Origin of the sequence: Streptomyces sp. NBC_01481 (genome assembly GCF_026339995.1) — a bacterium.
Taxonomy (GTDB): Bacteria; Actinomycetota; Actinomycetes; order Streptomycetales; family Streptomycetaceae; genus Streptomyces.
In genome coordinates, this window is sequence record NZ_JAPEPT010000009.1 from 73645 (window position 1) to 92689 (window position 19045).

A 19045-nucleotide genomic window follows, 5' to 3' on the forward strand; every position below is an offset into this window, starting at 1 on the left:
ACCTGCTGCATGCTGCAGAGCTAGCGAATACCGATGAAGGCCTTCACTGCCTCGCGCTCCGCCGAGCCAGCCCTCTTGCCGTTCACGAAACGCCAGATGATGCTCGCCGTCTTCTTCGCGCCGTAACGCTTGAACAGCGCGACGGCCCGGACGACCTTGATGCTGGAACCGGCCGGTGCAAAAGAGATCAGCACAGCGGCGATAGCCGCGCTGCACTTGACGATGGAATTCGTCCCGTCCCATCAGTCGGCGGCGACCAGCTTGTGGCTCTTCTTCCCACCGGCGATCTCGGCCAGGAGAGTGTGGCGCACCTCTTCGTTGGCAAAGAGAGGCGACAACGCGGCCTGTGCTGCGCTGTCGTTCGGATACGCCGCCTCAAATCCCGATTCGTGCGCCGACGCTGTGGCGCCGGCGCTGGTGTGGTGCGAGGAGGCCGGCGCCGCGTTGGCGCCGGAAACGGTGGCGAAGAGGGCGCCGGCGGTCACTGCGGCGACGAACATCGCGCTGGTCCCGCGGAACGCTCGACGCGGCTCGTGGTGGAGATGGCACTGGGCACGTGCGGAATACCCCGTATCTAGTTGTTTGGGCACTGGTTCCCCCGCCCCCGGACGACAGCCCGGGGGTTAGCGCCCGCTTGGTCGGCACCGATTCGATCATGATCCGAAGAGTGGCCAATGTGATGGAGGCCATGATTCCGCCTCAGAAGTTGTTCAAGGTTTCCGTTCGCGCAGTCACCACCAACGACGAGGCCACAGCCCATAGAGCCGCGCGCTCGTCACCGCAGCCCCGAGGCCGCATGAAACCAACTGGCCCTTGGTGGGGCGGATCGTCGGGGATCGATGCTACGCGTAAGCTACTGGTCGGTAATTGGTGGGTCGCTGCCTGAAGCGGACGGCCACCAGGGGGAATTCAGAGCCCGGCCGCGCCGGAGAGACCATCCGTGCGCGCCTTGCTCTCCGGCACGGGACGTATATGCACCGCCAACTCAAACTGAAAACTGCCGCACTGCTGACCATTCTCAGCGTCTTCCTGACGTTCGGGATGGGCGAGGACAGTGCGCTGGCCGCACAGAGCGTCAGGCTGACGCACGCCGAGGCGCAGCTCGACACCGACCGCCTGGCCGCCATCGTCAAGGGCACCGCCAGGATCTCCGGCTGCGACAAGCTGTCGCTGCTGGAGAAACCGGCCTGCTATCGCGACTTCGCGCAGAAGGCCCTCAAGGTCGGTGCCGGCGTCGGCATGTTCGCGTACGGCGTCCACTACCTCCACAAGGACACCGTCGAACACTTCGGCACGGTGAAGAAGGAAGCCGCCGGCCTCCAGAAGCTGAGGGAGGCCTTCAAGGAGGACCCGACCAAGATCGCGGACCCTGAGTACCGCAAGCAGGTCGAGGACCGGATCCGCGCGACGGCCGCCGGCGCGCAGAAGGACATCGACAAGCTGATCAAGGACGTCCTCGAGACCATCGAGACGATCCTCGTGATAATCGAGATGACCCTGCTGCTGATCCGGCTGACGCTCGGACTCGCGCAGCTGGTCGGTGACCCGAAGTTCCAGGCCGCGGTCAAGAGCGTCAAGGACAACCTCGACGGGATCGGCAAGGCGCTCGACCAGATGAACGCCGGGTTCGCGCAGATGAACCGCGCCCTTGGCGACATGAACGATGCCGTCGACGACATCAACAAGTCGCTGGGCGGGCTGAACCAGTCCATCAACAAGGCCAACAAGGGCATGGACACCCTCAACGAGGGCATCGGCCAGGCCAACAAGGCCGTCGACGACATGAACAAGGTCGTCCCCGGCATCAAGAAGGCCGCCGAGAAGCTCCGCGAGGTTCCGGCCTTCGAGTTCGACTTCTCGAACGTCGGCAAGACCTGGAGCGACGGCTCCTCCGGCCTGGACAGCGAGGAGCAGCAGCGCCGGATGTCCATCATCCTCGGCCTGATGCCGGGCATCGGCGACGGCAAGGGCATCGTAGAGGCGATCACCGGCAAGGACATGATGACCGGCGAGCACGTCGACGGCTTCGACCGGGCCCTGGGTTCCCTCGCCGTGCTGCGCTGGCTGAAGCTGGGCGGCAAGCTCATCCCGGACGACATCGCGAAGGCACGCAAGACCGATGTGGTCTTCGAGTGCAACAGCTTCCCGGCCGGCACCCCCGTGCTCCTCGCGGACGGCACGCACAAGCCGATCGAGGACGTCCGGCCGGGTGACGAGGTCCTCGCGACCGACCCGGGCGGCGAGTTCGCCGAGCTGACCCGGCCGCGCCCGGTGATGTCGACGCCGTATACCTCCGAGTACACCGACAAGACGGTTGTCCGACTGTCGGTCGCCGGCGCGGACGGCGACGTCTCCGACCTCACGTCGACCGAGCAGCACCGCTACTGGCTGCCGGACCGGCAGGCGTGGGTCCCCGCGGGCGAGCTGCGCGCGGGCGACCGCCTGCACACCGCCGAGGGCACCGAGGCCACCGTCACCGCGACCGAACGGTCCGCCGGCCGGCAGGCCACCTACGACCTCGACGTCAGCGGCATCGACAGCTACTACGTGCGAGTCGGCGCCCAGGACGTCCTGGTCCACAACTGCACCGACCTGGCGCGCGCCGAGCGGATGTTCCCGGGCATCGCCCACACCCTGGACGAGCACGTCAACGTCGACCGGCAGAAGATGGAGGCCCTGGCGAAGGCCAAGACCCGGCGGATGGGCAGGCCCACGTCCAACTCCCGTTGGAAGAGCGCGGACCTCGCCCAGAAGGCGGTCAACCAGCTGGTCGACCAGAACAAGGACCGCATCACGAAGTTCGTGCAGGACGCGGGCAAGCCGGGCAAGCCGCAGCAGCTCACGCTCCAGGGCACGTACGGGACCGGATCGCTCGGCGACAGCATGGACCACCTCGGCAACTACAGTCCGACCACGAGCAACAGCTTCAAGGTGATCCTCGCCGCGAAAAAGGGCCACAAGCCCGGCGGCTTCTACGTCCTGACCGCCTACCCGCTGTAAAGGGGAGCAGAACCATGCACGACCCCGCAGCACAGCACGAGGACATGACCTTCGACTTCGGCGTGACCGAGCTCGGCACGTCCTTCCACGGCGACTGGATCCTCTACGCCGACACGGCACTGGATCATGCCGTGGCCTACCTAGGTGGCCGGAACCCGGGTCTCGAACCCGGCCGCGTCCTGCTCCTCATCGAGGACGTACTGCGGCTGCGGGATTCGGACCTCACCGGCGAGGAGCTGAGCGTTCTCTGGCGGGCCACGGGCACACCGATGGATGGCCAGCCTGAGATCGGCGGCAAGGAGCGCGCGTCCGTGGACCGCCTGCTGTCGCTGATCGTGCCGATCGCGAGAGCACGCGGCGCTTCGGAGGACGCCTGCACGACGTATCCCGTGTGCGTGCCCGACGGGGCCTCGCCGGCGACGGTCGAGCATCGCCGGCGGACGGCGGAGGTGGTCGCCATGGTCGGGCTGCTCGACCAGGGCGGAGACCAGGACACCCGGTCAGCGGCCACCCGTCACGCGCTGATGCGGTGCGCAGAAGTTGTCTGCGCCGAACTGGCCTTCCGGTTCCTGCTCTGTGCTGTCAACAGTTTCGGCACACCACTGACCCCGGCGGCGTACGAGCGACTCGAGCATCTGGCCGCGGCCTTCGGCTACGGCCCACACGTGGTCGACGCGGTCAAGTACCTCGTCAGCTGAGCGCCCGCCCGGCAGGCGCACGGACGGCACCCCTCCCCGAGAAGACCGGGGACGGGTGCCGTCCGACAAGAGCCCGCATCCCTGCTCGAGTTGTGAAGCCCTCAGGCGATGCCCACCCCAGGCTGCGACAGTGCTGACTCCATGACCACTGCAGTGCATTTGAGAGGACGCTCTCTTGGAAGGCTTGGTCGAGGGCTCCGTACTCGGCCGACGGCTGGGCCTGCTGCGGGTGCTGTGTCCCCGCAGGACCGGCCTGGATCAGGCGATATCAGCGGCGTTGGCGCCGTGGCGCAAGGCGCGGGCGGTGCACGATCCGGGCAAGATCCGGCCGGATGTGGCGCTCGCGTTCGCGCTGGGCGGGACTGCCTGGCTGATGTGGGCCTGCGTCGGGCCGGTGGCGTCTGATCCGACGGTCTCCCGCCCGGGTGTTCTACCTGTCCGCCCAGACCAGCATCATCCGCGAAGGCCCCAACCGGGACTACTACCTCAAGAAGCGAGGGGAGGGCTGCAAGCACGTCCAGGCCGTGATCGCCCTCGCCCGCCGACGGGTCAACGTCCTCTGGGCACTGCTCCGGGACGGACGGCTCTTCTCCGCCCAGCCACCACTCGCCTGCCCGGCCTGACAAGGGCCTCAGCGTCCGACTGGCTGCACCGGTAACCTCCGGTCGACCCAGGAGGCACGCCAGTGAGCATCGGACCAGAACGATCAGCCCGCATCGCAGCCACGCTCGAATCAGCCCGACCGGTCTGGGAAGCAACACACGACACCGACGCGCTGCAGCAGTGGCTGAAGGACCACAACTGCCACGGCGTCGATGCGGTGCTGGTCACCATGAGCCTCTTGGACTGCGAACTTCCCGAGGCACAACGCGCGTTCTTCGTCGCCCCCTGCCGCCAAGCCGAGCGCGAGTTCCACAACCAAGCGATGGACCTCCTCCACGCTGCCAGCGAAGACCTCTGACAGCCAGAAGCCGCCCCCAGGGGCTCCTTGACTCGGTCATTAAGACTCCGCCGACCTCGTTCCATCCATGCGGATCGATAATTTTCAGCCATAGTTCGGTTGGTATTAGTGCAAGCCCTGCAAGCTCTGCGAAAGCTCTCTGAGCTGCAATAAACAACTGATGAACAGCCGCGTCAAAGCAGGTATCGGCGTTTCTAGGGTGGCTCATTCCCGGCGTGGCTTTGAGGTGCCCTGATGCCGCACGGACGCACAAGTCCGCTTCTGATTGTCGACGGCCCCCGCTCGCGCAAGGGCCACCATGGCCTTGAACATCAGAGAGCCCACCACGCAGCACAAGCTTCCCAACGAGGGCTGCATGGTGGGCAACGAGCCTGTTGGAGGCCCGACATGAGTCTGACCCGCGTACCAGGGGACTTGTCAAACCCGTCCCCTCAACCTTGGGCGATCACGGTCATCGCTGTCCTGGTGGTGATCTGGCGGCCACTGGCAGAGGTGATGAGCGTGTACGCCGACGCCATGTCTGTTGGTGCCCTGATCGTCGGCTGCGGTACAGCAGCGAAGTACAGCAACCTCAGCAACCGATCCCGTTCAGCAGTCATCCTGTAGGGCTTACTGCGACCGCTATGACCTTCGGTGACCGATCCACGTAGAGCCACGGATAAAAAGCCGGCCGTGCCCCTCCGCGCCCGTTCGGCCGGGAAACAGCGGGGAACAGCGGTCGCTGGCGGACAGCTCTCATGAGAACGGCCCCTGACCGAGTTGCCTGGCCAGGGGCCGTTCACCTGCGGCGGGTGTGGGATTTGAACCCACGGTGACATCGCTGCCATGACGGTTTTTTAAGATCGCTGATGGGTTGACTCGCCCATTGAGACTCCGCCGACCTCATATGGGCGCCGCCTATTGACCCTTCTCCTCGGCAAGTGCCTCTTTGAGGTGGCCCTGGGCGGCCTGCAGAGCGGAGACTCCACTCTGCTCGTCGTGCTCCCAGCCACAGTTACACCAGGCTGTACTTCCGATAAATCCAATGTCCTCCTGCCCACCTTCTTCGTGCCGATAGATAGCGCGCGCTCTATAAAGGTGCTTATGAAAGGCGCGTGAGACATCGTCGAGAGAAACCGACCTTTTCCAGTTCCCGCATGAACATGACGCCCTATGTGATTCCAGGTCATAGGATTGCGAATGTCCGACCCATGGCATGGTGACCTCCAGCAGCCCTCGCGCAGTCCGTGACTGTCGTCGGATGTTGGGCTTCTCGCCCCTTCGGAACTGGTTCGCATCTAGGGGCATAGGCCGGAGGCTTGACTTGGTTATCGCCAAGCAGAGAGTCGATGGGGGCGGCTACGAGTTTAGCGAATGCTCAAGATGCCCAATCTCCCGCTGTATGTTGACGATCCCTTCGGCCATAGCGCCTGGCCTGAATGACGGGTCAGCCTCTTGGAGTTCACGCATAGCCGAAAGCTCTTGCTTTCGGAGGTTGAGCAAGGAGAGTTGGAGGGTAGTTCTGTCGCACTTCTTGCGACCGCTCTCGTATTCGCTGATCTCCCTGGCCAGCTCACTCAGGCGATCATCCGCCTTCTGTGCCCGCTCGTTGATCATCATCAGAGTCTCCTTCCTCCCATCCGGCGCGGCTGGAAGACAGGGCGCATCTGCAGACCTTTCCAGCTTAGAACGCGTGCCTGATGCTTGCCTGACGGGGGCTGAGGGCCGAGTGACCGTCCTGCAGACCTCAGCGATCGGGCTGCCTGACTCGCTGGCGAGGGGGAGCTGACATCCACAGCTGACTGTGAGGATGTCGGTGGCGCCGCCCGAGGGGTCTGACCCTCCATCTGACCTACGCATGCTGTCCTGTTGATGATTTGTCGGCCGACTCGGGTGGGCGGTCGAGTACGGCAGACACCGGCTGCTGACCATGGCGGCTACGGGGCCCTTGACCAGTTGAAGTAGCCGAGCAATCACCCGGGTCGGTGGTTGACTTGAGTCATCGAGACTCCATCGACTTCCCAATTCGGCCTACTGAGCGCCCCATTGGCCGTCAACTGCGGAAGACGCGGTCCTCTCCGTAGCCGTCGGCGAACCATTGCCCAAAATGCGCAGCTTGGGATTCCGGCGCAGGCTGGGATGTATACGCGCCGTGAGATGGGTGGGGAGTCCATCATGATGCATCCGAAACGGGCCCAAGTGGCTCAGTCCTCCCTGCCGCTCCGGTATCCAGGTCGAAGGTGGTTGCTCTTTTGGGGACTGCTGGCGGGACTCTTCGCCATGGCCTATTGGGTAGGTCACACGTGGAACGACGGCAGTGCGGCTGACTGGCACTCCTGGGTGTGGCTGAATGAATTTTTCGGTGGTGTAGCAGGGTTGGTGACTGGGAGCAATGGAGGGGAGAACGTACCGGCGAGCGCTCGGTTGGCGGCACTTGCGTTGCTCGTGTGCTTCGTCGTCGTCTGGCGGCGTGCGATGCTCGCGCGCAGCGCGTACAAGCCTGGCCCGGTTGACGTGCAGGCGCTCCAGAATGCGACCGGGGAGGCCGCAACTCCCCCGCTCGCTGATCTGACCGCTCAGTTCCGCAAGCAACTGTCGGAGACCAGCTTGTACCCACCGCCCGGTGTCCCCGAAGCACCTGCGGGAAGTGTCCTCGACCTGGTGGGTGACATCGACCCTGCCCCGGAACATTTCGGGGCGAGCATGATGCGTTTCCTGGCGAGCTTGCGGCCGAAGATCGCATATCGGGTCAAGGGAGAATTGCAGGTCCGTACCCAGGAACCGTGCTGCGGCATGACCGTGACAGTCACTTCGTACGCGCTCGGCGGCTGCCGCATGACGACGGTGTGGCAACCGAACTGGGAAGAGACTGTCCGCAGCGCTGTGTACTGGGTAGTGGCGTCGATCCTGCCCGTCACTCGCGCCGGCAAGCGCGTGCCCTGGCGTGACTGGGTGGGCCGCGATCTGCCCCCTGATTTGTTCGCGGCCTTCCAGAAAGCGAGTCAGCTGACGGACGACCGGAAATACGACGAAGCGATGGACTGGTTCTTCAAGGCGCTGCGACTTGATCCGCTCAATCCCTACATACGGCACAGACTGTCGGTGGTCCAGCAGGCATGTGGCCTGTACATCGACGCCCTTGACGTGATCCAAGGATCGCTGATCTCCGACGGACAACGAGAAGACGGCTACAAACAGCGACTCTGGGAGTCGTTCGGACATCTCCGCCGCCCCAGTTATCTGCTGCATCTCCGGCGGCGTCCGGACGCGATTGACGTGCGCTATGACTACGCCAACCTCCTTCGCCTCTACGATGACCTGCCGAACCAGTGGTGTAATCGCCATGGAACCGGCACTCGCGCGAAGACGCGCGAGAAGATTCGCCAGCGACTGATTCCAGTACTCGCGGACCGGTATTGGCCCTTCGCTATTGAGGTGATGAATTCCAAGAGGCGGTGGAGACTAGGAGAGGTCGACAAGGGCGCGAGAACTCGCATCGAGATTATTCTCCGCAGTGGCTCCATCGAGGAAGTTCGCTTGCTCTTCCAGCGGGCGTGTGCACAGGAGATGTACAGGCTCGCCTCAGATCGTCCGCTGGCTTATCTCGTCCCAGGTGTTCGGCCTTACCGCACATGGACCGATCTGCGGATCGTCCGTGATCTGCTAGCCCCCTTGGACCTGTCACGCGCATGGGGCCAGTGCTCCGAGAAGTCAGGACGAGACTCATCGGCGGTCATGCTTCCGCAGTTCAATTGGCACCGAAAGCCGTACCAGCAGGCAGCCAGCTTGCAATCGTTGTCCGTCTCCGACCTCAATAAGCGGGTCAGGGTCCACCTGTATTGGCCTCGCTGGCCGCTGCGAATGGAATGGCCAGTGCGGACGGAAAGCAGGCAATGGCAGGATCACTACAACGCTGCCTGCGTGTACGCGGTGGCGATGCGGGACAACCGACACATGCGGGGGAAACCGAACAAGAGGGTGCGTAACGATCTTCTGGCCGAATTCGCTGTCGACGAGCTGAGGAAGGCGCTGCGCACTTCCGATAGCGCCTACACAACCGTCAAAACCAAGAAGCACATGTGGTTGATCGACCGCGACCCCGACCTCACAGCCCTCCGGCAGCATCGGGCCTTCAAGCACTTCGTCGGCCAGATGTACCCGCACAAAAAAGGCCGCCGAACACTTCCTCTGGATGTCGTCCGATCCCAGATGGCCACCTACGAAGAGAAATTCCTAGCGGCTGAAGCACACGCGATGGAGCAAATCTGGCACCAGCGGGGCAAACAGCCCAGCGTCGACGTTCACTCCGCGGTCGAGTGGTTCCGCAGTGAAGAAAGAGTCTGGATTTCTATGCAGGAGATCGCAGAAACCCAGGCTGGCGACTGGCCGACCAGGGTTGACCTGATCGAAAAGGTGAAAGATGCATCTAACACCGAAGGAGTAGCCAGGGGCGATCTACTTCCGGGCGTCCCGTCCTCGGAAGAGCTGGACGACATCCCGGAATCCATAAACGCTCCGCAGGATATCCGCGGCCTTCTGAAAAATCTGCGTACGGACCTCAACGGAAACAACTCAGCAGCTACGAAGAGCCGGAAGTGGCTCGATCGGCTGCGCGATGCCGACGCCTCAGGGACGTCTGAGCTGCCACCGAGAGAACTGGAGAAAATCTGCCGAGGATACGCTGCGGCCTGGCAAACGCTCGGTGATTGGTTCGAATCCCCCACTGAAAGGAAAGTGCAGCGCTCTTTCGAATCGGCACTGGAACAGATACCACGCCCTCGCCAGCTCTGAGCAGCAGAGAAGCGTGGGACTCAAGGTGCCTCCGGAGCCGTTGCAGTACAGCAGCGGAGTACAGCAACCACCGCGACCGCAGCCGACCGCCACCAGGCCGAAGCGCACGGCTGAGCAGCCCGGCAGACCTCAGCAACCGCATTACAGGTAGTTCGCATCGAGCGGCGCAGGCTGCCAGCGACTTGACTTGGCCGTTGAGACTCCCAGCGCCCAATGAATAGGTGCGGCCGGCTTCTTGTTCGCTACAGAATCCCCTGGCGTGTCTCAAGGTCTCGTTGAAGCCTATCCGAACCTTCCGTGGCCTTCACGATCGCTCGCTTTGAGCGCGATAGTCGTGTTCGCCATGTCAGCCGTGCCAGTCGAGGGTGCCAAAGTGCGTCGTACACGACCTCTGCAGCTCCCGATAAGACGTCTGCGTGCTCGGAGAGGAGGTATCCGCCAAACTCGGGGTCACCATGCTCCTCTAAGTTTCGTTTGGTCTCTCTGTACGCAGCGACCGATACTCTGACGTACCACCGCGATACGGCTCGTGGCACGCCAGCAACCATGACCGCCGACTCGAACGCATGCACTGCAGTGCGTAGTTCCTGCCACTCACCTTCTTCGCCGCCTGCCCATCGAGCTCTTTCTACCGCTGCCATCGCCTCTCGGGCGCGGGCGCGTGCTTGCCTTCGCTCTGGTGCGGCAGTCACATACTGGGAGATCACAGCCCCCACACTGCCTGCGCCGAGTAGTTGGAGTAGGGACATGAGGTCAGCCATGCCCATAACATATCCAGATCGATCTTGGCAAGGCAGTCATCTCGCAGCTACAGCAGCGTCCTGATCGATCTGGGCTAGAGCACCGGAGCAGCAGGTTGCCCGTGGCACACTCGCGCCAGATCGTGCGGGAACTGGCGGGGAACAGCGGTGGTGGACAGACCTTGCGAAGTGGATCCGCCAAGGCCGGAATCCACGGCCGATAGGAGGAGTCTCCCTGTCCAATGCGTGTCGAAGTAGCGCAGTGACACGGGAATTTCGGCGCGAAAGTGCAGTTCAGATGCCCCAGGCTCCCTGAGCATCCAAGCGCCTTCTAAGCGCATGCTTCGCCTGCTCAGCGATCTTTGCTGACGGTTTCGGAGCGTCGAAGGGCTGTGACCTCCGGGTGGACCCGGTACGTGACCGCTGGCTGGCGTCCCCTGGAGCCTTTGCGCTCCGTGTGGATTCCGCGTACGAAACCGTGCTCTTCGAGCGTCGTCAGAGCCGGCCCCACGGATGCGACCGTCTTGAACCGCCGGCCGGCGACGGTTCGGACGTCGGCGCCGCCGCCCAGGAGCTCGGTCACGTTGTACGCGCGCAGGTCCTTCAGACGGTGGGTGTGGATCTTCACCTTCAGGGCGAGACGGCGGTAGCGCTGGCTGACGCTCGCGGGCAGCAGAGGCACCGATCCCTCGGCTTCGACGGAGAACACGAAGGCGTCCCGCGCCAGTTCGCCGCCGAGTGCCTGGCAGCGTTCCTCGGCACGGGTCCGGTGGGCGACCAGGACGGCGCGCGTGATCACGTCCATTGCCTGCTTGCGGCGCTGGTGGGTCTTGGTGTCTTTGATGCGGCGACGGCTGTTGGAGTGCTTCACGAAGAGTTCGAGCCGCTCGAAGTTGATGTCCGACCAGCGCAGCGCGCACATCTCTCCGCGGCGGGAGCCAGTCACCATCGTCATGAACAGGTACGTCCCCCAATCCAGATCCTGCTGCCAGGCCATGTTGAGAACGAGGGCCGCCTCTTCGGGAGTTGGGGGGTCAGGGTTCGGCTTCGGCTGGCAGGGCGGCTCTGTGAGGGCGGCGACGTTCGTCGTGACGTACCCCCAGCGCAGGCCGCGGTCGAGCGCGGGCCGCAGGATGAAGTGAATCTTGCGGATCGAGTTCGCTTCGAGCTTCCTGCAGACGTGCTTCTTCTTCGTCTTCGGGTCAACCTTCCCCTTGCGCAGACCGTCGCACTGCTCGCGGCACTGACGCAGCCGCGCGTAGAACAGCTCCAGCATCTCGGCGGTCAGCTTGCCGGCTTTCGTGTCGCCGAAGGTGGGCTTGAGGTAGTTGCGGATGATGCCCTCGGCCCGTTCGTACGACGTCTCGTCCAGCTCGGCGACCCCGAGCCAGCGGTCGAGCAGGAACGCCATGGTGACCTGGGTCTTGGGGTGCCGCTGCTCGTCGACCTGGTGGAGCAGCTTCGTGCGGGCCTTCTCGGCCTCAGCAAGGGTGGGGGCCTGCTCGTAGACGTAGATCTTCTTCTTTGTGAGCGGGTCGCGCCCTACGTAGACGCTGGCCTGATAGCCGGATCCGTTGCGCCGGATGCGGCCTCGCTGAATGGGCTTGCGCTCGGTGTTCGCCATGCTGTGGAACCTACTGACGGCTAATGCCACGGCTACGACGAACAGCGCGCCTCCCCGGCGAGGGGAAACGCGCTGGTCAGACACTGTGCCCCCGGCAGGATTCGAACCTGCGACACCCGCTTTAGGAGTGGGATCGAATCCTTGCCGGGGGGTGCTCGTTCATGCTGGGTGGTGCTGTCCTTGCAGGTCAGCGCCACCCAGCATGGTTCTTAATCCCGCTCGTGACGGCTGGGGTTGCGCCGTCCGCTCACGCATGGCTCACGCACACCCGGCCATCGAACGGCAGGTTCTCCTGCATGTTGGTACGGGCATGACTCCATTGGCGAGACAGCTTGCGTGATTCTGAGCACTCGACATGTCCGTGGGCAGCCCCGAGCGGGGGCACCCTATGTGCGTCAGGCCGCGACCAGCTCGCGCGCCCGCTCGCTGAAATCAGCGACGAGCCGGTGATTCCCGAACGGCTGCATCCGCCGTTGCAGGTCCTGCACGGCCTCGACGCACCGAGAGCTCTTCGGCGCGAGCGAGACGACCGTGCCGCGGGCCTGCGGGAGTCGGTCGACCCGCGTGTGGAGGGAGCGCAACTACCGACTGAGGGTGAGACGAGCCGCGGCAGCGGGCGTGGGTGCTGCGGCCAGGACAGTGCGGGCATGGGCGGAGTAGAGCCTGCCGCTGCTGATGATCCGCAGCAGCCGTCTGCCCTCGTCGCCATCAGTCTCACCGTCGGCGGGGACAGCCGAACGGATAGGAAGCCCTTTCGTGCGGCTCAACTGCCCTGAGAGTCGCCCCGATTGCCGCTGCGAAGAGGCTGCCCGAGCGCCGATGATTTGATGGCGCGCCTGGTCGAGGTGGCCCGGGGGAGACCGCTAAGGAGAGATGACCGTGGGACGACTACTCGGACTCAGGAGCAGACCGTGGGCCACGGTGTCGGTGGACCTGCGGCCTGGCGCCCAAGCCCAAGCCCGCTTCGAGCGCGAGCTGCCCAGCGTGGTGTCCTCGTCCCTGGCCCAGTACGAGTGGAGCGACTGATGGCCACGTTGCGTTCCTCTCGGGGATCTCGGGGGTCGCGGATCCTCAGTGTCGGTGCCTACCGGCCGAGCCGTGTGGTGAGCAACCAGGACGTGTGCGCCCGCATCGATTCCAGCGACGATTGGATCCGTCAGCGCTCGGGTATCGTCACTCGCCGCTTCGCCGGGCCGGACGAGACCGTCGTCGGCATGGGAGTCGAGGCTGCGGTCAAAGCCCTGGCTCAGGCGGGTGTCGATCCCGGGGAAGTCGGCATGGTGCTCCTTGCCTCCATGTCGCACCTCGAACAAACCCCTGCGGCTGCACCACGCATCGCCTCCCTGATGGGTGCGCCGTCCGCAGCCGCCGCCGACGTCAGCGCGGCCTGCGCCGGCTTCTGTTATGCGCTGGGGCTGGCCGACACCCTGATACGAGCGGGGTCGCACGGCTACGTGGTGGTGATCGGCTCGGAGAAGATGAGCGACATCATCGACCCTGAGGACCGTGGTACCGCGTTCCTCTTCGGCGACGGAGCGGGCGCGGTCGTGGTCGGCCCCTGCGAGGAGCCCGGGATCGGCCCGGCGGTGTGGGGCTCGGACGGCTCACGCCACCATCTGATCGCCCATGAGTCCTCATGGCTGGAGACACGCGAGCCGCAACGCCCCTGGCCTGCCCTGCGGATGGTGGGACCCGAGGTGTACCGCTGGGCGGTGCGGATCGTGCCGCAGATCGGCCAGCAGGCACTGGAAGCCGCAGGCATGACAGTCGATGACCTCAGCGCTTTCATTCCGCACCAAGCCAACGCCCGTATCGTGGACGCCGCGGCCCGGAGCCTGCGGCTTTCTCCGCATACGGTCGTGGCGAGGGACGTCGTCGGCACGGGAAATACCTCGGCGGCCTCCATCCCGCTTGCCATGGAAAGCCTGATGGTGCAGGGAGCACTGCCCAGCGGCGGGCACGCGCTGCTCGTCGGCTTCGGGGCGGGCCTGACACATGCCGCGCAGGTGGTTGCCTTGCCGTGATGCGCCCCCTCGGCTGCCATCGAACTCACCCGGCAGCGGCTCACCACACTGAAGATTTGCCTGCTCGGAACCACCGCAGACTGCAGACGCGCAAGCGCTGTCTGCGACGCCGAGGACAAGGCGCACCACGACCTCCACGGCCGTACTCGCCACCCCCTGCTCCGGCATCCGAAGAGATGTCCCCACGCTCATGCCGTCGGGCTCGGTCACCCCGAGTTCTACGACCTCAACAGCCCTGGCCCCGTTCCATGTCTGGTGGACACCACGGACACCGGCATGCGCACCCATTTCGGCATAGCTGCCGACACCCTCGACGGAGTGATCGCCAACTAGCGGGCCGAGTACGGGAGCCGAACCGTAGGTGAAGAAATGGAGTGGTCGAGGTGTTCGAAGGACTCAGCCGGCTGATCGAGAGGAGGCCGAGGCGCCTGCTCATAGTGGTCGGCGTCCTCGTCCTGGTTGCCCTCGGCATCGGGGGTAGTTCCCTGTCCAAGATGACGATGGGGCTCGACGACTACGACGACCAGAGTTCGTCCTCGGTCAAGGTCCTCAAGGACGTCGAGCAAGCGACCGGCGCGGACCTGGAGCAGGGCTACGTCGTCTTGGTGAAGACCGACCACCCCATCGATCCGCACTCCCTCCAGCGGCCCGAAGTGGTCCAGCGTGCCATCGACGTGCTCAAGGAGCGGCCCGAGGTCAAGTCCGTCATGGACTACGCCTCGCTCAAGGACTCGCGGATGCTCGCGGGCGACGGCGAGGAGACCTATCTCGTCGCGACTGTGAGCAGCTTCAAACCCGGTGACGCGCCGAAGAAGGCGGTCAACGCCCTCCTGGCCGCTATCGACGATGACCCCGAGCTGAAGAACAGCGTCACACTGGGCGGCCCCACCGCCGCCAACGTCGAGGGCAGCGACATGTCCAGCAAGGACCTCGGTGAGGCCGAGTCGATCGGTTTCCCCATACTGCTGATCCTGCTGCTCTTCATCTTCCGTGGTGTCGTCGCCGCCCTGATCCCGCTCGGCGGGGCCATCTGCGCAGTCAGTGTCTCGCTGGGCCTCATGGGCATGGTGATGACGACAGTTCACGTGTCGGTCTTCGCCCTCAACCTGGTGCTCGCGCTGGGCATCGGCCTGTCCATCGACTTCAGCCTGCTGGTGATATCCCGGTTCCGCGAGGAGCTGAGCCGGGGGCTGAGCACCGTTGAGGCACTGGACCGGACCCGCGCCACCGCCGGCCGCACCGTCCTGTTCAGCGGCATGACCGTGGCCGCCGCACTGGCCTCGCTGCTGGTCTTCCCGCAGCGGTTCCTCTACTCCATGGGTATCGCCGGCATCACGACCACGCTCGGGGCACTCTTCTTCGCGCTGATCGGGCTCCCCGCCCTGCTCTCCGCTCTCGGGCCGCGCATCAACACATGGTCCCCCAAGCGCTGGCAGCGCGCCGCCGAGGCCCCGGAGGAGCGAGGCCGCTGGTACCGCTTCTCGCAGGGGGTGATGAAGCGGCCGGTCTCCGTCGCCATCGGCGCGGGCGCCGTACTGATCCTGCTGGGCGTGCCCTTCCTCGGCATCAAGTTCACCGGTATCGACTCCGCATCCATGCCCGAAGACTCAAAGGCCGGCACGGTCTACCAGACGCTGGACAAGAACTTCCCCGGCTCGCTCCAGTCCCCGGCTTACCTGATTCACAAGGGGCCCAGTGACGCGGGGCCGGAACTCGCCGAGTATGCCGAGTCCCTCGGGAAGATCGACGGCGTGGCGGCGGTTGCCCCGCCCCGCAAGCTGAGCGACGGCCTCTGGGAGACCGACGTCTCGCTCAAGCAGGCGCCGCTTTCCCTCGACGCACAGCACACCCTGAAGGAGATCAAGAACGCCAAGGCGCCGTACCCGACCGTGGCCACCGGCAACACCGCCCTCTTCCGGGCCATGCAGGACAGCATCGGCAGCCACCTGCCCGTCGCGATCGCGATCACGGTTGTGACCACCCTGCTCATCCTCTTCGCCATGACCGGATCGGTCATCCTCCCGCTGAAGGCGGCCATCACCAACCTGCTCACCCTCAGCGCCACCTTCGGCATCCTGGTTCTGATCTTCCAGAACGGGTACCTGGCGGGGCTGCTGGACTTCCACAGCCAGGGCGCGCTCCAGCCGACCATGCTGGTCATCCTGTTCGCCCTGGCGCTCGGTGTCTCCACGGACTACAGCGTCTTCCTGCTCTCACGGATCAAGGAGGGCGTCGAGCTCGGCGTGCCGAACGGTGAGGCCGTCGCCACCGGTCTGCAGAAAGTGGGCCGCATCACCACATTCGCTGCGCTCCTTTTCTGCATCCCCCTGGGCGCCCTGACCCTCTCCCGACTGGTCTTCATCAAGCAGCTCGGTCTCGGCACGGCCCTTGCCGTCATCATCGACGCGACGTTGGTGCGCGCCCTGCTGGTGCCTTCGCTGATGGCCCTCTTCGGCAACTCCAACTGGTGGTCCCCCGGTCCGCTACGCCGCTTCCACACGCGGTTCTTCAGCGGCTTCCGGGAGTCCGAGGCGCCCTCCGCTCCCGCGACCATGGGGGCCACGTCGGGGACGCTCCGCTGACCGCCGCCACCACGGCGGCCGCACCAGTCGGCGGCCACCTGGATCACCCGGGCTCCCTCGCCGCGTCGCAAGCCAACCTGCTGGCGAAGGTCCAGGAGGAGGCGAGACACGGCCTCTACCTCTGCTCGGCGGCCGAGACCCTCGCGCCACGCGCGCGAGCTGCTGGACGGCCTGCTGCCCTGTGCCGCACGCCAAAGGGGCCCGTACACGGGCACCATGCAACGCTTCTGCCAGGAAGAGGCATTCCACATCCGCTGGATCTACGACGCACTGTGGCAGCTGTGCTGGGGCACCGAGAACAGAAGCGGATGGCGCAGGACGGCGTGAACCGCTGGTAGCGCTGATGTTCGGCCCGCCCGACACCGTGGCGGGCGGGACGGCTCCCGTGCGGCAGCCCTCGGCGGCCAGGTCGGCCGACGCTTCATCGCTTGGGGCAGCAAGCAGCACACCCATGGCGAGCTGCGGCAGCGCTTCGTCGACAACGTCGTATCGCAGGCCGAGACGCTCGGACTGCCCCCAACGTCTGCTGGAACGAGGAGCGCAGGCACCGCGGCCGCAGACGGCGCGACGGCGCTTCACTTGAGCCTGGACGGTCTCGCCCGGATTGACACATCCGCGATCAACAGTGCGAGCTCACAAATGTCCGCACCCGGTCGACGAGTGAGGCGTTGTCGCGAATCCAGCCGTAGTGCCGGTTTCTGCGCGCACTGCCATCGAGGGCGAGGTCCCAGTGGGTCACCTGTGCACTCTTGAGCTTGTCGCAGAGCCTCCGAATCCCTCCGGACGGGGCCAGATTGTCCCCCTCGATGGCCACGGCCAGGACCGGCAGGGCCACCCTGGACAGCAAAAGCTCGAAGTCCACTTCCGACGACGGAACCTGGTACCGGCCCGTCCGGACTTGCGCTGCCATGTCGTGAATGATCTGCGTCGAATTGTTCCCCAGCACCCCGATGCGCCTGCCGGGGAAGAAGCCGAACAACGAAGCGGCTGTGACTGCGAGATGAATTCCCGCAAGCACCCCCAGGTTCTTCGGAAAAGGCCAGCCACGGTAGTGACAGGACGGAGCTGCCACAAGGATCGCTCCCGCGGCCATCTGCGGCTCCTGACCCAGGTAAAGTGCACCGAGTTGTCCCCCGAGACTGTGCCCCAGAAGGTAGCGTGGTGCCGACGGGAAGGCGGCCTCGACCGTGCGGAACAGGGCAGGGAAGTCGTACGTCACGATCTCGTGGTAGCCGTAGCGCACTCCGCGTTGTACGCGCACGGAGCTTGTTCCCTGCCCCCTTAGCTCACCAACCGCCACCTGGAATCCTGCCTGGAATAGGGCATCCGCCAAAGGTGTGTAATAGGCGGCCCTGGTACCCATGGCCGGCATGCATGTCAGCACCGGGGCTGACGGGTCGTCGAGCTTTCGATAAAGCCGGACTTGAGCTGTGGCACCGTCTGTTGAGCTTACGGTCTCCGTGGTTACCTCGGTGGATGGGATTACAGGCCCTCCTCGCTGGCGGCCGTCCTCCGCATTTCGCGGAACACGTTCAACAACTGGATCTCGCTCGAACCCTCGAAGATCGTGAGGGCTCGCGCATCCCGCCAGCGCTTCTCGACTCCGTAGTCGGCGGCGATCCCTCGCCATCCGTACAGTTGCAGAATCTCGTTCGAGGCGCGCACGGCGAGCTCCGTCGCGGCGTACTTCGCCATCGAGCTCTCCTTGCCGAACGGCAGCCCTTGATCGGCCAGGCTTGCTGCATCCCTCAGGAGCTTGCGAGCTCCACACAGCTCGACGTACAGCCGCCCCAGCGTCAACTGTACGTGGCTCAAGGTGTCCATGCGATCGTCCGGATACACACGGCGCTCGCCCACCCACGTCAAGGCGTCCCGAAGCAAGGCGGTCACGAGCCCCGTTCCGCACGCGGCCCCGCCGATGCGGATCGTCGCGAGAAGCTCGTGCAACAACGCCTCGCCGTCGCCGGCTCGGCCAATGAGGTTGATCGGCTCCAGGGCCACGTCCTGGAAGGCGACCGAGGGCGTGGGCAAGCAACGGAAGGCCGCCTTCTCGATGTCCTGACTCACGATCACGCCCGGAGATTCGCGTGGGACAGCGAAGAACGACAAGCCGATTTTCCGGGAATTCACCACCGTGTTGGCCAGGATCAGGAACACATCAGCGACCGTTCCATTTCCGGACATGCACTTGGCTCCGTTGAGCAGCCAGCCGGAGTCCGTCTTTATGGCACGTGTTTGGGCTGCCAGGAGATTCGAGCCGTTCTCGGGCTCGGTGAGGCCCAACGCGGCGTATCCGTTGAGCTTGAGCAGCTGCATAACGAAGAGGTCCTTCTGCTCCGGAGTCCCTGCGTTGAGCACAGGATGTAGCGCGCCGCGATTGAACACGATCGTCCAGGTCATCGCCGGACAAACAGCAGAAAGCTCGGCAACGCCCTCGGTGAATTCCGCGCAGGAGATCCCGCCGCCGCCCATCTCCTCCGGAAACGGGGCATTGAGAATTCCTTCGGCGGCTGCTCGTTCGTGGACCAGGACGGGGAAAGCCCGCTCCTCGTCGCAGCGGCGCACGTGTGGCGCCATCACCTCCTCGGCGAACTGGCGGCACAGCCACTTCCACCCTGATTGGCTGTTCGATTCTTCCATGGCCAT

14 protein-coding genes, 1 tRNA gene and 3 pseudogenes are annotated in these 19045 nt (G+C 64.8%); 10 read left to right on the top strand and 8 right to left on the bottom strand.

The genetic code is table 11. The features are described from left to right. Positions 1–20 precede the first annotated feature (20 nt). On the bottom strand, positions 21–194 hold the full coding sequence (locus OOK40_RS34785; protein WP_266489688.1) for a hypothetical protein: 174 nt from the start codon (positions 192–194) through the stop codon (positions 21–23). A 48-nt stretch (positions 195–242) separates the two neighbouring features. Then, the gene (locus OOK40_RS34790; RefSeq protein ID WP_266489689.1) at positions 243–500 is read right to left on the bottom strand and encodes a hypothetical protein; all 258 of its coding nucleotides are present in this window, start codon (positions 498–500) and stop codon (positions 243–245) included. Positions 501–972: 472 nt separating this feature from the next. On the opposite strand from OOK40_RS34790, the gene OOK40_RS34795 reads away from it, so the two are divergent. The 6 genes and pseudogenes from OOK40_RS34795 to OOK40_RS34820 all read left to right on the top strand — a co-directional run bounded on the left by OOK40_RS34795 (position 973) and on the right by OOK40_RS34820 (position 5265). Then, entirely contained in the window at positions 973–3000 is a 2028-nt protein-coding gene (locus tag OOK40_RS34795) for an RNase A-like domain-containing protein (RefSeq protein WP_266489691.1), read from the top strand. 14 nt (positions 3001–3014) lie between these two features. Continuing rightward, complete coding sequence (locus tag OOK40_RS34800; RefSeq protein ID WP_266489693.1) at positions 3015–3698, top strand: hypothetical protein; 684 nt, start codon at positions 3015–3017, stop codon at positions 3696–3698. Positions 3699–3882: 184 nt separating this feature from the next. Continuing rightward, a pseudogene (locus OOK40_RS34805) lies at positions 3883–4119 on the top strand (IS1380 family transposase); the annotation flags it as partial. A gap of 1 nt (position 4120) precedes the next feature. Then, positions 4121–4321 (top strand): annotated as a pseudogene (locus tag OOK40_RS34810) (IS110 family transposase); the annotation flags it as partial. A 62-nt stretch (positions 4322–4383) separates the two neighbouring features. Continuing rightward, positions 4384–4659, top strand: a complete 276-nt coding sequence (locus OOK40_RS34815) for a hypothetical protein (protein WP_266489695.1) — start codon at positions 4384–4386, stop codon at positions 4657–4659. 387 nt (positions 4660–5046) lie between these two features. Then, entirely contained in the window at positions 5047–5265 is a 219-nt protein-coding gene (locus OOK40_RS34820) for a hypothetical protein (RefSeq protein ID WP_266489696.1), read from the top strand. A 179-nt stretch (positions 5266–5444) separates the two neighbouring features. Here OOK40_RS34820 and OOK40_RS34825 read toward each other — a convergent pair. Together OOK40_RS34825 and OOK40_RS34830 are read right to left on the bottom strand one after the other, a co-directional pair. Further along, positions 5445–5537: transfer RNA gene (locus tag OOK40_RS34825), tRNA-OTHER, on the bottom strand. A 460-nt stretch (positions 5538–5997) separates the two neighbouring features. Beyond that, positions 5998–6258: a hypothetical protein gene (locus OOK40_RS34830; RefSeq protein ID WP_266489698.1), complete on the bottom strand. Its 261-nt coding sequence runs from the start codon at positions 6256–6258 to the stop codon at positions 5998–6000. A gap of 660 nt (positions 6259–6918) precedes the next feature. On the opposite strand from OOK40_RS34830, the gene OOK40_RS34835 reads away from it, so the two are divergent. Further along, entirely contained in the window at positions 6919–9429 is a 2511-nt protein-coding gene (locus OOK40_RS34835; RefSeq protein ID WP_266489699.1) for a hypothetical protein, read from the top strand. Positions 9430–10521: 1092 nt separating this feature from the next. Here OOK40_RS34835 and OOK40_RS34840 read toward each other — a convergent pair. Next, positions 10522–11793, bottom strand: a complete 1272-nt coding sequence (locus tag OOK40_RS34840; protein WP_266489700.1) for a tyrosine-type recombinase/integrase — start codon at positions 11791–11793, stop codon at positions 10522–10524. A 395-nt stretch (positions 11794–12188) separates the two neighbouring features. Continuing rightward, a pseudogene (locus tag OOK40_RS34845) lies at positions 12189–12305 on the bottom strand (transcriptional regulator); the annotation flags it as partial. Positions 12306–12672: 367 nt separating this feature from the next. On the opposite strand from OOK40_RS34845, the gene OOK40_RS34850 reads away from it, so the two are divergent. From OOK40_RS34850 to OOK40_RS34860, 3 genes are all read left to right on the top strand, one after another. Next, entirely contained in the window at positions 12673–12819 is a 147-nt protein-coding gene (locus tag OOK40_RS34850; RefSeq protein WP_266489701.1) for a hypothetical protein, read from the top strand. Beyond that, positions 12819–13817, top strand: a complete 999-nt coding sequence (locus OOK40_RS34855; RefSeq protein WP_266489752.1) for a beta-ketoacyl-ACP synthase III — start codon at positions 12819–12821, stop codon at positions 13815–13817. Before OOK40_RS34850 ends, OOK40_RS34855 begins: the two co-directional genes overlap by 1 nt. 383 nt (positions 13818–14200) lie before the next feature. Continuing rightward, positions 14201–16399: an MMPL family transporter gene (locus OOK40_RS34860; RefSeq protein ID WP_266489703.1), complete on the top strand. Its 2199-nt coding sequence runs from the start codon at positions 14201–14203 to the stop codon at positions 16397–16399. Between the two features lie 619 nt (positions 16400–17018). Here OOK40_RS34860 and OOK40_RS34865 read toward each other — a convergent pair. Continuing rightward, positions 17019–17771, bottom strand: a complete 753-nt coding sequence (locus tag OOK40_RS34865; protein ID WP_266489706.1) for an alpha/beta fold hydrolase — start codon at positions 17769–17771, stop codon at positions 17019–17021. A gap of 110 nt (positions 17772–17881) precedes the next feature. Continuing rightward, positions 17882–19045 (bottom strand): acyl-CoA dehydrogenase family protein, encoded by a 1164-nt coding sequence (locus tag OOK40_RS34870; protein ID WP_266489709.1) that lies wholly within the window; start codon positions 19043–19045, stop codon positions 17882–17884.